Origin of the sequence: Pseudomonas sp. KnCO4, assembly GCF_045344305.1 — a bacterium.
Taxonomy (GTDB): Bacteria; Pseudomonadota; Gammaproteobacteria; order Pseudomonadales; family Pseudomonadaceae; genus Aquipseudomonas; species Aquipseudomonas anuradhapurensis.
Map to the genome: position 1 here is coordinate 2,525,191 of NZ_CP174199.1, position 13,465 is coordinate 2,538,655.

Consider the following 13,465-nt stretch of genomic DNA (forward strand, 5'->3'; position numbering starts at 1 on the left):
AAAAGCAGTAAGCGCTGAATTATTTAGTGTCCCGTTGTATCTCATCCCTTAGAGCATTCATCGACAGGGATACGGACATGAAACCTCGCAAGAAAAGCGTCCAGCCAATCGGCCTCAAGGACATCACCATCGTCGACGACGCCAAGATGCGCAAGGCGATTACCGCAGCCGCGCTGGGCAATGCCATGGAGTGGTTCGATTTCGGTGTCTACGGCTTCGTCGCCTATGCCCTGGGCAAGGTGTTCTTCCCCAATGCCGACCCGGGCGTGCAGATGATCGCGGCGTTGGCCACGTTCTCCGTACCGTTTCTGATCAGGCCATTGGGCGGGCTGTTCTTCGGTGCCCTGGGCGACCGCTTCGGGCGGCAGAAGATCCTCGCGGCAACCATCGTCATCATGTCGCTCAGCACCTTCGCCATCGGCCTGATTCCGTCCTATGCCAGCATCGGCATCTGGGCGCCGATCCTGTTGTTGCTGGCGAAGATGGCCCAGGGCTTCTCGGTAGGGGGCGAGTACACCGGCGCGTCGATCTTCGTCGCCGAATACGCGCCCGACCGCAAGCGCGGGTTTCTCGGCAGCTGGCTGGACTTCGGCTCGATTGCCGGGTTCGTGCTGGGGGCCGGGGTGGTGGTGCTGATCTCCACCGTGCTGGGTGAGGACAAGTTCCTCGACTGGGGCTGGCGCCTGCCGTTCTTCCTCGCCCTGCCGCTGGGCATCATCGGCCTCTACCTGCGCCATGCGCTGGAAGAGACCCCAGCCTTCCAGCAGCACGTCGACAAGCTGGAACAGGGCGACCGCGAAGGGCTGGCGGCCGGGCCCAAGGTATCGTTCAAGGAAGTCGCCACCCAGCACTGGCGCAGCCTGGTGACCTGCATCGGCGTGGTGATCGCCACCAACGTCACCTACTACATGCTGCTCACCTACATGCCCAGTTACCTGTCGCACAACCTGCACTACAGCGAAGACCATGGCGTGCTGATCATCATCGCGATCATGGTCGGCATGCTGTTCGTGCAGCCGATGATCGGCCTGCTCAGCGACAAGTTCGGCCGGCGCCCGTTCATCATCGTCGGCAGCGTCGGCCTTTTCGTGCTGGCCATCCCTGCCTTCATGCTGATCAACAGTGGCGTGCTGGGGGTGATTTTCGCCGGGCTGCTGATCATTGCCGTGCTGCTGAACTTCTTCATCGGCGTGATGGCCTCGACGCTACCGGCCATGTTCCCCACGCACATCCGCTACAGCGCCCTGGCCAGCGCCTTCAATATCTCGGTGCTGATTGCCGGGCTTACCCCAACCCTGGCTGCCTGGCTGGTGGAGAGCAGCGGCAACCTGTACATGCCGGCGTATTATCTGATGGTGATTGCTGCCGTGGGGCTGGTCACTGGCCTGACCATGAAGGAAACCGCCAACAAGCCGCTGCGCGGCGCGGCACCGGCGGCATCGGATATCGACGAAGCGCGCGAGCTGCTGCAGGAACACCATGACAATATCGAGCAGAAGATCGAGGACATCGATGCGCAGATTGCCGAACTGGAGGCCAAGCGCAAGTTGCTGGTGCAGCAGCACCCGCGTATCGACTGATCAGCGTGGCATGTAGCCACGCTGCCAGGAGCGGGGAATGAAGCGTGACACCAGGGCCAGCACGCAGGCCAGCGAGCAGCTGCCGGCCAGCGCCTGCAGGCCCAGGCGTTGCTCCAGCCAGGCTCCCAGCGCAGCGCCTAGCAGCATGCCGGCCCACGGCACCAGTTGCACGCGCCAGCCGTTGCGCCGCTCACCCAACAGCCAGCGCCCCAGGCCACGGCCGAAGCGTGACAGGGCGCCGGTGACGTAGGTCAGGCCGATTGGCAGGCCGTTCACCTGTTCGACCACGGCATTGATCATGCCCATGGCCAAGGTCGCGGCCAGCAGCGCCGGGAAGGTATTTGCCAAGCGCCAGCCGGCGGCGAAGGCCAGCAGTACGGCGACTACCAGCAGCACTGGCCAGGCCCGCTGGCGGAAGCCGCGTGCCAGCAGCACGCCCAATGCGTTACCGGCGACAAAACCGAGCACGGCGCCACTCAGGCGCAGCACCATGGTCAGGTCCGCTTCATTGATGGCGACTGCCAGGCGTGTGGTATTGCCGCTCATGAATGAGACGAAGTCGCCCAGTGCCAGCAGGCCGATCGCATCGGTCATGCCGGCCAGTACCGACAGGCCGGCAACCAGGCCAAGGCCGACACGGCCTCGCAGGATCTGCAGGCGCAGCCGCCGGGCCGTGCGTGCGGGAAGGGTGTTGGGCAGCATGCAGGTCCTCAGCGCGGCAATTCGCGAGCGAGGGTGCTCTTGATGGTGCGCTCCACCACATCCACCAGCACCATGGTCTGGTGGTCGACCTCGATATTCAGCAACTCGCCGACCTGATAACGGGCAAAGGTGGTCTGGCGCAGGGTTTCCGGGATCAGGTTGATGGTGACCACGTTGTCTTCCACATCGGCGACCGTCAGGCTGCAGCCGTTGACCCCGATGAAGCCGCGCGGAAACACGTACTTGCCCCATTGCGCGGGCATGCGGAAGCGGATGAAGGCGCCGGTCGGCTGGATCGACAGCTCGACGATCTCGGCGGTGGTGGCGATGTGCCCAGCCATCAGGTGGCCGCCAACTTCGGCGTTCATCTTCGCCGAACGTTCGATATTGACGCCCTGGCCAGCCTTGAAGAAGCGCAGGTTGGTGCGCTCGAGGGTGGCGGTCATGGCGTCGAACCTGACCCGGCTGCCGTCGATTTCGGTGACCGACAGGCAAGTCCCTTCGACACTGACGCTGGCGCCGATCTTGAGCTCGTCGAGCAGCTCCGGGGTGAGGTCGATGGTGAACTGGTTGTGGCCCGGGTAGCTGGTCACATCAAGCAGAGGGCGGACGGCCTGGACGATGCCGGTGTACATGGGATGCTCCTGGGCACAGAGAAAGAAAACTCTCGAACGCTATGCCCGTGGAGCGCTAAATGCAAGACCAGCCAGCCCTGTTCAGACATGCCCGCTGCTGTTGACGATGCGCAGGCACAGCGCCTCGTACGGGTCCAGGTTCACTGTCAAGCGCCCGTCCTCGGTCAGGTCACCCTCGACCGTCTCATTGATCATGTCCACCACCGGCCCCGGGGTGAACCCGGTCAGCTGCAATTGCTCGGCAATCACTTCCCGGCCAAAGTTCAGCGCACTGATCTGGATGCCGCGCCCGGCCGGCAGCTCATGCACCATCACCAGCAACCCGGGGCTGCTGACATCGGGTACCAGCAGCTGGCGGCTGCTGGCGATACCATAGGCCTGGCGCACCGCCAGCAGCTTTTTCACCTTGCAGGCGAACGAATCGCCGTTTTCCAGCTGGCTGTCCAGGCTGCCATACAGCGCCCGCGCCCGCGGCATGCCACGCACCGATACCTCGGCCTGCGGGTCGAGCCCGGCCAGGTCGTAAGCGCCCCGGTGGATCCAGCGGGTATCGCCATCCATCATCCGCTCTGCCACGGCTTCGGCGGGCAAGGGCAGGGCGCCCACCAGGTCCCAGCCGGACAACGCCACCACGCCCGGCTGCATGGCGTTGTACATGACCAGCAACAAGTGCACCTTCTGGATCAGCTCGACCTCTGCCGGGCCGATCTGCTCAAGGTCGCGGATGCCCAGTGCCGCGGCGATCAGGCTGACCGTGGTGCAGGCGATGCCATTGGTGACGAAGCGCAGGTTGTAGGGCGCGTGTTCGCCCGACAGCCGCTCGTAGATTTCTTCGCGGATGTGCTCACGGAGGATGCCGCCAGGCAAGGTCTGGCCCTTGTACAGGTACATGTCATGGGCGTGCAGGGTCCAGAAATGCACCAGTTCCACGGTCAGTTCGTCGTGGTTCTGCAGGGCATGGATCAGCGAGGCCGGGTCGATGCCGAAGGCATGCATCTCTTTCAGCATCAAGCGCAGGAACTCGGTGTCGCCGGTCAGCAGTGCATGCTGGTAGGCGGGCCGGGTGACGAAGTCATAGGACAGGTCGGCACCGCCCTTGGACATCTGCGCGATATCGTCGAGCGTCAGGTTCAGTTCCTGGAAGCTGAAGCCGCCGGCCTTGCGGATCATGCCGCCGATCAGCTGGTTGCCGACCAGCGACAGTGGGTGGCTTTCCGACCAGGCTGTGCCGTTGGCGCGCGTTTCCACGCCGAGGAACCCGTTGGCATCCAGGCGCAGGCCGCGCGCGCCCAGGCAGTCCAGGGCGTGCAGGGCATCGCCAATGATCATCTGCTGGGCGGCGAAGGTCGGGTCCAGCCAGTTCAGTGACGGCTGGCCTTCCTTGAAGTAGTGCAGGTATACCCAGCGCCGTATCTTGCCGTCCACCCCGGTCACCGGCGGCGTGGCGCTCCAGTCGGTTTCCTTCACGCCTGGCTCGAAGAAGATCACCCGTTGCAGCTGGCCGACGATGTAATGCCGGGCCTTGAGTTCGTCGCACTGTGCCGGCAGCAGGTTGACCGCGTCGCGTCCGGCGGGGACCTCCGGCAGCAACGGCCAGTCCTCCTCGCGGATCTCGACCATGTGGTAAAGCCCCGGGTAGGGCCCGTAGGCCAGCTCGGCGAGGCGGAAGTCGGCGCCTTTGCCGGTGTGCGAGGGGATCAGGTCGTCGATGGTCACGGCGTTGTGGGCGGCGGCCATGCGGCTCATCTGGATCAGCTCCTGCTCGCTGCCGTACAACGGGTCGATGTCGAAGCTGATGCGGTCGAAGTTGCCGTCCACGCTGGGCGTGAGTTCGCGGCCTTGAATGCCGCCGGAGCGCTTGATCGGGCCGGTATGCAGGCCCTGGATGCCGATCTCCGACAGGCGTTTCCACAGCGCTTCGTGGGCCAGGGCGCCGAGTACCGAACAGCCCTCGGGGGCAATGATGGCGTCAGGGTAGACCGTCAGCCAGACCGAGGCGATCGCGATGGCCCGGCGCGGCTGGGCTTCGGCGTAAGGCTGCTGCCACAGGCGCGACTGGCCTGAGTACAGGTGGGTACGTTGCTGGGCAGCCTGAAGCATGGCGCGCTCTTCGAGCCATTTGACATAGGACGGGTCGGGCTGGGTCATTGCGCTTCCTCATTGCGTTCACCGGCTCAGGTTATGACGGCTTTGCAGGCGGAACGTTTCACTGGGATGCGTTCGTTGCAGGCAAGGTGTTTGGGGTCTGTACCCAGGCCCGGGAGCGGTCCAGTCGAAAAGTCCTACAACGGCTTGGGAAGGCCCCGACTTCTCACAGAATGGCTTCCCCGATAGCGTTCATATCTTCAGTCTGCTGGAAGACAAGGACCTTCTCATGCCCCGGCCACGCTCCATCCCGCCTGAAGAAATCGGGGGCGCCAAGGCCGCTCACGACGTCATGGAAAACAGCCTGCACGCCATGCTCGAGGCCCCGCAGGAAGCTCAGTCGCCTTACCTGGCTGCGGCAGCAGAGCTGACAGGCTATCCGGCCGACCCCGAGTTCCAGCTACGTGGCGGCTTCGACAACCTGATGCTCGACGCGGCAAACCCGTTGTTCGGCCTGGTCATGCGCCTGCGCACCCTGGATGACTTGCCAAACATCGAATACGTGCACAAGGCCCTGCAAACGCAGGTCAGCGCCATCCGCGAAGAAATCCAGCAGCACGGCTATCCCGCTGCGCATCTCGAAGCGTACTCCTACGCGCTGTGCCTGTACCTGGACGAGGCGGTAATGAGCCGCCCCTGGGGCTGCAATTCGTGCTGGAGCCATGAGCCGTTGTTGAGTGTGTTCCACCACGAAACCCACGGCGGCGAAAAGATCTTCGTGCTGCTGGAGCGGATGATGCAGTCGCCTGCGGAATTCCAGGATGTGCTGGAGTTCCTGTACTTCTGTTTCTGCCTGGGCCTGAAGGGCAAGTACGCGCTCGACCCCAAGGGCGATGACATCATCAATGCGCTGATTTCACGCATGCACAAGGTACTTCGCGAACTGCGTGGTCCCACTCCCGAAAGCATTTGCGACCCCTACACCAACATTGTCGATCGTCCCTATCGCCGGCAGCGCTGGACCTGGCCCTGGTGGAGCCCGCTGGTGGTGTCTGCCATCGCCATGGCGTGCGCCTACTGCTACTACAGCTATCGCCTGAGCCTGATCACCAGCGAGGTCCTGGAGTCACTCGATAGCCTCATCCTGCAGCCGTAGCCAGGGGTAACCTGCATGCCTAGCCAATCCGAGTTGCGCTTTACCTTTCAGCCGCTGGCGAGCCGGCTTGAGTTCGAAGTGGTTTCGTTCGAACTCGACGAAGCGCTCAGCTCACCGTTCCAGCTGAGCCTGGAGCTGATCAGTTTCGACAGCGACGTCGACTTCGGCGCGGTGCTCGACAAACCGGCACTGTTCACCCTCTGGCGTGGGCAACGTCCGCTACGTTACGTGCACGGCCTGGTCAGCCGTTTCAGCCAGGGCGAGACGGGCCATTTCCGCACCCGTTACCGCGCGCTGGTCGAACCCGTGCTGGCGCGGGCCGGGCTGCGTTCGAACTGGCGCATCTTCCAGCAGAAGAGCGTGCCGCAGATTCTCGAACTGATGCTGCAGCGCCAGGGCATCAGCCGTTTTGAAATCAGCAGTATCGATGCGCACCAGGTGCGCGAATTCTGCGTACAGGCCGGTGAAACCGACCTCGACTTCATGGCCCGCCTGGCCGCCGAGGAGGGTTTCGTCTACCGCTTCGAACACACGCCGAAATATCACCAGCTGGTCATCAGCGATCGGCTGCTGGCGCTGGGTCAGCTCAGTCGTGGTGCCATCCAGCGCGACGATGATGATGAAGGCTTCCATGAAGAGGGAAACATCGGCACCGACCAGGTGCTTTACCGTGCCAATAACGGTGGCGATCAGGCTCGACCCTGCTTGTGGAGCCTGCGCTACAGCGAGCAGGTGCGTACCGCAAAGCAGGTGCAGCGGGACTACACCTTCACCAACCCACAGTACCGCCAGGAACATCGCGCGAGTGACAGCGGCATCGCCCATCAGTCGCTGGACTACGAGCGTTTCGACTACCCAGGCCGCTACAAGCGCGATGCGGTCGGTGTCCCCTTCACCGCCACCCGCCTCACGGCCCTGCGCCATGACGCCCGCCTGGCCGAGGTGGAGGGTGACGATGTGCGCCTGCAACCGGGGTTGAGCTTCACCCTGGTCGAACACCCTCGCGAGGACCTCAATGTGCATTGGCGCACTATCCGCGTGCACCACGAGGGCATTCAGTTCACCAGCCTGCAGGAGGAGGCTGCCGGCAGCGAGCAAGGCACGCGTTACCAGCAGGCGGCGGTGCTGGTGCCGGGAAGAAGTGAATGGCGCCCGGCACCATTGGCCAAACCGCGTATCGACGGCCCGCATATGGCCACCGTCGTCGGCCCGCCTGGTGAGGAGATCTATTGCGATGAATGGGGGCGGGTCAAGGTCAGCTTCCCCTGGGATCGCGAGAGCCGGGACAACGAATTCAGTTCCTGCTGGGTGCGCGTTTCGCAGGGCTGGGCGGGCGGCAGCTGGGGCTCGATGGCGATCCCGCGCATCGGTCAGGACGTGATCATCCAGTACGTCAACGCCGACCCCGACCAGCCGCTGATCATCGGGCGGACCTACAGCGGCGACCAGTTGCCGCCCTATGACTTGCCGCAGCACAAGACGCGGATGACCATCAAGAGCCAGACCCACAAGGGCAACGGCTTCAACGAGCTGCGTTTCGAGGACGAGCTGGGCAAGGAGGAGGTGTTCATCCACGCCCAGCGGGACCAGAACAATGTGGTTGGCAACGATGAGACCACGCGTGTCGGGCGCAACCGTGTCGAGCAGGTGGGGTATGACGAGCAATCCAGCATCGGCAATGACTTGCGCGAAGAAATCGGGCGCGACCATACCCGCTTGGTCGGGCAGACCTGCCGCATGGACATCAGGCAGGACCTGGTCGAGAAGGTCGGCAACAACCGGAGCGAATCAACGGGTGGCAATCAGCAGGTATCTGTCGGCAATGATCGCGAGCTTGTCGTCAAAGGTACGCAAAAAGTCACCGTCGGGCAGGGTATGGAGCACCACACGACGATCTACCAGGTGCGGGCCAGCGAACGCATCGAATTCAGAACCGCGGGTGGCAGCATCCTGCTGGATGAGCGAGGCATCACCATCAATGGGCTGGCTCTTGACCTGCAGGGGCAAACCACGGCGCTCGCCAAAGGCACAGGCGACGCCCAGTCACTGGTCCTGACGCCGAACGCCAGCGACAAGTGTGAGGGCCAGCTCTGATGGGCGGCGAAGGCTTGGCCAGCCTCATTGAAAAACAGTACGAGCCCCATTTGCATTGCCATGTGCTGATCGACCCGCTCGCGATTCCTGACAATGGTGACCACGCCCTGCTTGCACAGCTGCGCAGCGCTTTGGGCGAAGGTGCACTGACCCAGGTGCCAAGGGCTGATCTAGCCCATGAGCCCCATTTGCATCCCGTCCTGGTTTGTCTGGCGATGCCTGGAACCGCGCCCAGTCGCTCATTGCTGGAACAGACAGCGCGGGCAGCGCAGAAAGGTTTGTATCAGCGCCGGCGCTACCTGTGCGGTTGGCTCTTCAGTGAGGCGCCGTCAGCCACGATTGCTTCGCACCTCCTGGCCTTGTGCCGGGTTCCCGATGGCAAAGGGGCATTCGGTTTCTATCCAGTTTACGAACCGGTGCGCCTGGAGCTGCTCGCAGCGACCTATCAGCAGGTTGAGCACGGTCCGTGGTGGCCGATCGGCAAATGGTTGTTCCTCAGCAGTGGAGGACGGCTGGTAAACCTGAAAGGGCAGGGCAAGCAGCGTCATCCCCTGCCAGCGCCTGCCCAGCGGATCCAGGACGATGCGGCGTTGGTGGAGCGCATTTTGGGCATCTGGAGAGCGTTGCGAGCGGGGGCGGGCGAGGCCTACCCATGTCCGATCCCGCCGTTTGCCGGCGTGCGTGCATCGAACCACATCGATGATGCGCGGGCCCTGGGGTTGAGCGAAACGGAAGACATCGTGGTTTTTGCCCTGCACCAGCTGTGTATTCATCCCGAGTTGCACAACGTTGCTGCGGTTCACGAACTGATTACCTCGGTCGTTCGGCAACAACGGCCCCTTGCGCCTGCACTGGCGCGTTACTCCGACGAGCAATGGCGCCGCCTGACCGAATCCCTGTTGAAATCCGAGAGTCGCCCATGAGCATCAGTCAACGCATCGCCATCGCCGCGGCCGAAGCCGGCCTGCCGCACGACCAGTGCATGTCCTGCGAGCGCCAGGGCCTGCCGATCCTGCCGCTGCGCCGCGCGCTGGTGCCAGACACCCGCCCCGAGTGTGTCGTCACCGTGGCGGATAACCTGCATATCTCGACCAGGATCGGCTTGCGCACCTTGCGCATGGGCTACCTGTACGTGCTGCTCGACCAGCAGGTCTGGCAGGCCTACGCCGTCAGCGCCCAGGGCCACCTGCGCCGCTTCAACCCGTACGAGCCACCGGATGGCCCGCCAAGGCCACTGCCGGAAAAGTGCGTGCATGAAGACCACGACATTCCCTCGGCCTTTCTCAACCTCGACACCGAGCGATACAGCAGCGCCTGGCTGGCCTTTTCCAGTGATGCCTGGCCGGTCAGTGTGCTGAACGCCTACAAGCGGGGCCAGGCTCCGGCGCAGCGCTTCGAAGGGCTGGACCTGACCCAGGCGCGTAAGCATCCCGAACTGCTGGGCATCGCCATGACGCCGGACAACTTGCAGGTCGACAAGCAGGTATTCGAGTACGCCCAGCAGGCGTGTTCACCGTTCGACAGTGCGCACGGTTTCCATAGCCGCTGGCTGCGCCGGTTCGCCCTGCGTGGCTACCTGATCAATGCGATGAACCGCCACCAACTGGAAAACGGCGTGCTGGCCGTGGTGCTCGACGACACCGTCGGGCTGATCCAGGAATACAACCACCAACGCCTGAACTGGGTCGTGAAGCGCCAGGCCTGGCGTGAAGAGCCGATGCGAGCCTATCAGCTGCAGACCTCGCAGATCCTGCAGATCATTCGTGCCACCAACAGGGAACGGGCCGCGCAGAAAGTACCGTCGCTGGAACCGCTGACCGGTGATGCCCCACCGGTGTTCACCGACCCGGCAGTCGCGCGACAACAGTTGGTCGAGCGTGCACAGCAGGAGAGTGACGAGCGGCTTGAACAACGCTACCACGAACCGCAGCGCGCCGCGTTCCAGGCGGCTTACGACCAGCAGGAAGGCGAGTTTCAGCGCTACATCGACCAGGACGCGCAGGCGTACGTTGCCTTGTTCGATACGCCGATGTTCCAGGTGATCGAGGCATACGACTACGACGGTAACGACCGTGAGTCCGGCGTGGCGTATGCCAAGACCCTGGCGCTGTGCCTGGGTGGAGGCGTTACCGAAGCCATGCTGCCGGCCACCGAGCCACGTATTCCCGCCGCCGGAACCAGCGAGGCCCTCTGGCTGAAATGGCTGCAGGACCCTGACAGCCCACCCTACCGCGCCTTGCTGATGCGCGACCGGGCATTGCTGGCCGGGCTGCTGCCGAGCTTCGCCGCTGATCAAGGCATCAGCTGGAATGACAGTGACAAGCTCTACGCGATGTTGAGCAAGATCATTGCCAGCGACGATGCCGGCTTGCGCCTGCGCAATACCCTCAAGCAGGCCATCGCCGAAACGCAAAGCGCGCTCAACGCAGCCAGTCAGTGGCTGGCGCCCTGCCTGTCGCCTGGCATCCAGAAAGCCGTGCGGCACCTGAACAGCGCCACGCAGTATCTCTACAACGGCGTGCAGCTGATCGAGCTGGAAGTGAAGATGAAGCTGGGCGAGTACTACGCCCTGCAGAGCCAGCACCTACGGGAAATGCAGCACAAGGCCAATGCCTCCATCGCCGCGGCGCGGGACCGGATGCAGCGCAACATCGACGATTTCGAGTTTGGCTCGATGAAGTCGATGCGCAAGGTGCGGCCGATCATCCAGCACGGGCTGATGAGCCTGGCCGTGCTCGACCCGCGCTTCACCCACACGATGATCAGCGTGACAGTGTGGGTCGAGGGCACGGCCGAGGAGGTGCATGGGCGGTTGTTCAAGGAAGCCAGCATAGGCGTGAACCAGGCGAGCAGCTTGGCGCAGCTTGCCCTGGTGGATATCTCGGTGGCGGCGGGGACGTTGGAAAGCGATGCGCGCAGGTTGTTGCAAGGGATGAAGATCACCTCGCAGCAGGCGGCGCGATTGGTAAGGACCGGGTTTTCCGGGTTGCGCGGGGTGGCTGGGAGCTGGGAAGTCCTGCTGGCCATAGGCGGGTTGTATCTGCAGCAGGACAGCCTGGGTCGGAATCAGGAAAAGGCGGAAGCGGAAATTGGGCCCAAGGCGCATGAGGCCAAGTTGGCGTTGCAAGGATCTCAGTTGGGCGTGCTGGGTGGGCAAATTGAGCTGGTGGGGCTCATTTTGAGGGCAAGTACCCAGCATATTGGCAAACCGTGGGCTAAAAGCGCGTCTGGTCCTGGAGTACCGCTGATAAAATTCGGTGCCATCATAAGTGCGATAGCTGGTGTCTTTGACACGGCACAAGCATTTTCCGCGGCTAAACGTGCACGAGCAACTGGGGACAAACTATCAGAGGCATATTATTTATTTGCAGGCCTTACGTACATTTCCTCAACCGGCCTGTTTGTCTATGCAGTATTTAAGCCCGCACTGTTAGGCCCTTTAGGTCTGGCTATAACACTGGCACTCATTGCTTATGCCCTGGCCAAGTCAGCTGACGAAAGCGAATCTACTGCGTTTGAACGGTGGGCGCGACGTTGCTGCTTTGGGAAGGCTGACGAAAAGCCTGCTGTACATTGGGCTTCTCCTGAGTATGCAGACATTGCGTTTGCAGAGCTTAATGCGGCTACGCTCGGCATGCGAGCGGGGATCCATTTTGAATCCAAACGCTCGAACGATCCAGCGGGTTCTAAGATAGGCGGCCTAGTCAATGTCGAGTTAGAACACAAACTTAAATTCCAAATTGTATTGCCTCAATATAATGACGAGCACTCGGCTTTTCGCTGGGTTGTAATAGTGCATCGTCAAGGTGACGGGACCTTCCCCGATTTCATTGGTGGTGAGACACTGTTGGTAGAAGAACACCAAGCTATCACGACTGAAGCGCTCACGCCATCGTCGAAATTTTCTGACTTTTCCAAGCCACGTCAGCCTGACTATAAAAGTGAATTTTCGTTGAATAGAAATCTACGGACGTCAGGCTCAGGCGACCTTGCAACGACTTGGCTGGAAACCACTGGGACCGTAGAACTGACGACCTCTATTGGATCGCATACAATTAGAGCCGCGACATTGCTGGTAAGTTACTGGCCAGATAGAAGGATGCCAGATGCATATGTTGAGACTTGCATCAAGGAAGTTAATGAATGAAAAATAAGCCCAGGATTCTCTCGGAGCGAGCTTTGTGTTGGAGTTATGATTTGCCTGACGTTGGTTCGGATGCAGTTCCACGCTTAAGCTTTGAAGATATAAATCCGTCGCCAAACTATTGTGACGACGTATGCCTAGAACTTCCCCGAGCCACTGTCAGTTTGCGTGGCATCGCAGTACTGATAGGAGGGCCGATCCTTGCTTTTTCTGTAGTTGCATTTATCTACATGCATTGGAGGTTTGTAGATGTCTACTGGACGGATAATTGGGTCGTTGACATCCTCGCATCGCTAGCGCTTCTGGTTGGCATGTGGGCTACTGCGACATATGTAAAGATGGACCTGCTGCTCCCGCGGGACGAACCTATCCGTTTCAATCGCTTACGACGCAAAATCTATCTCTATCAATTCAGATTCCACTACATCTATCTGTTCAGCCGCAAACACTGGGGCGTAAAACCGGTCGCCTACAACTGGGACGACGTAACCGCCGAAGTCTACCGAGTCTACGCCCCCGGCCACGGTGGCCTGATCGAAAACGTCATGCTGTCGGTCCGCAACCCAGACACCAACGAAGTCATCGACCGCGTGTTCTTCACCCACGACCTCCGCCGTGGCGAAGCCTACTGGGCCATCGCCCGGCTGTTCATGCAGCAAGGCCCTGAAGCCCTGCCGAAATTCGACCATCCACCCCGCGACTGGAACGATGACGATGGCCTGAGCCACATGCATTGCCTGGCGCCAAAGGTTCTTTGGCCGGAAGACATTGACCGTGAATCCCGCACTGCCCCGTCTGAAGGTGAGGCCCGATGAAACCCGTGATACTCGTGGGCCATCGGCATGTCTGCCCGCTGCATGGCAGCAACCAGGTAGAAAGCGGCAGTTCCGCGTACACCTTCAATGGCAGGCCGGTTGCCAGAGTGGGGGACCGCACCACGTGTGGCGCCTTAATAATCAGTGGTGCTGCGCACTTTCTGATTGAAGGTGCAGCCGTCGCGCGCAAGGGTGATCGAACCGATCATGGAGGTGTGCTGGAAGAGGGCGATACGGGTTGGATGCTGGATTGA

Annotated in this window: 10 protein-coding genes; 7 read left to right on the forward strand and 3 right to left on the reverse strand. The window is 61.7% G+C overall.

What is annotated here, in order from left to right:
• The first annotated feature begins 77 nt into the window (after positions 1 to 77).
• Positions 78 to 1,580: a glycine betaine/L-proline transporter ProP gene (gene proP, locus ACJA3S_RS11965; RefSeq protein ID WP_406821992.1), complete on the forward strand. Its 1,503-nt coding sequence runs from the start codon at positions 78 to 80 to the stop codon at positions 1,578 to 1,580.
• On the opposite strand, the gene ACJA3S_RS11970 is transcribed toward proP, so the two are convergent.
• The 3 genes from ACJA3S_RS11970 to treS all read right to left on the reverse strand — a co-directional run bounded on the left by ACJA3S_RS11970 (position 1,581) and on the right by treS (position 5,065).
• Complete coding sequence (locus tag ACJA3S_RS11970; protein WP_406821993.1) at positions 1,581 to 2,282, reverse strand: YoaK family protein; 702 nt, start codon at positions 2,280 to 2,282, stop codon at positions 1,581 to 1,583.
• Positions 2,283 to 2,290: 8 nt separating this feature from the next.
• Positions 2,291 to 2,917: a riboflavin synthase subunit alpha gene (locus ACJA3S_RS11975; RefSeq protein ID WP_406821994.1), complete on the reverse strand. Its 627-nt coding sequence runs from the start codon at positions 2,915 to 2,917 to the stop codon at positions 2,291 to 2,293.
• An 81-nt stretch (positions 2,918 to 2,998) separates the two neighbouring features.
• Positions 2,999 to 5,065 (reverse strand): maltose alpha-D-glucosyltransferase, encoded by a 2,067-nt coding sequence (gene treS / locus ACJA3S_RS11980; protein ID WP_406821995.1) that lies wholly within the window; start codon positions 5,063 to 5,065, stop codon positions 2,999 to 3,001.
• A 226-nt stretch (positions 5,066 to 5,291) separates the two neighbouring features.
• Between treS and icmH the strand changes: the two genes are divergently transcribed.
• From icmH to ACJA3S_RS12010, 6 genes are read left to right on the forward strand one after another with little or no spacing between them, the layout of a single operon-like run.
• Entirely contained in the window at positions 5,292 to 6,158 is an 867-nt protein-coding gene (gene icmH, locus ACJA3S_RS11985; protein ID WP_406821996.1) for a type IVB secretion system protein IcmH/DotU, read from the forward strand.
• A 15-nt stretch (positions 6,159 to 6,173) separates the two neighbouring features.
• Entirely contained in the window at positions 6,174 to 8,252 is a 2,079-nt protein-coding gene (locus ACJA3S_RS11990) for a type VI secretion system Vgr family protein (RefSeq protein WP_406821997.1), read from the forward strand.
• Between the two features lie 14 nt (positions 8,253 to 8,266).
• Positions 8,267 to 9,175 (forward strand): hypothetical protein, encoded by a 909-nt coding sequence (locus tag ACJA3S_RS11995; RefSeq protein ID WP_406821998.1) that lies wholly within the window; start codon positions 8,267 to 8,269, stop codon positions 9,173 to 9,175.
• Complete coding sequence (locus ACJA3S_RS12000; protein ID WP_406821999.1) at positions 9,172 to 12,399, forward strand: T6SS effector BTH_I2691 family protein; 3,228 nt, start codon at positions 9,172 to 9,174, stop codon at positions 12,397 to 12,399. The genes ACJA3S_RS11995 and ACJA3S_RS12000 overlap by 4 nt, the downstream gene beginning before the upstream one ends.
• Positions 12,396 to 13,211, forward strand: a complete 816-nt coding sequence (locus ACJA3S_RS12005) for a DUF6708 domain-containing protein (RefSeq protein ID WP_406822000.1) — start codon at positions 12,396 to 12,398, stop codon at positions 13,209 to 13,211. The genes ACJA3S_RS12000 and ACJA3S_RS12005 overlap by 4 nt, the downstream gene beginning before the upstream one ends.
• Positions 13,208 to 13,465 (forward strand): PAAR domain-containing protein, encoded by a 258-nt coding sequence (locus tag ACJA3S_RS12010; protein ID WP_406822001.1) that lies wholly within the window; start codon positions 13,208 to 13,210, stop codon positions 13,463 to 13,465. The genes ACJA3S_RS12005 and ACJA3S_RS12010 overlap by 4 nt, the downstream gene beginning before the upstream one ends.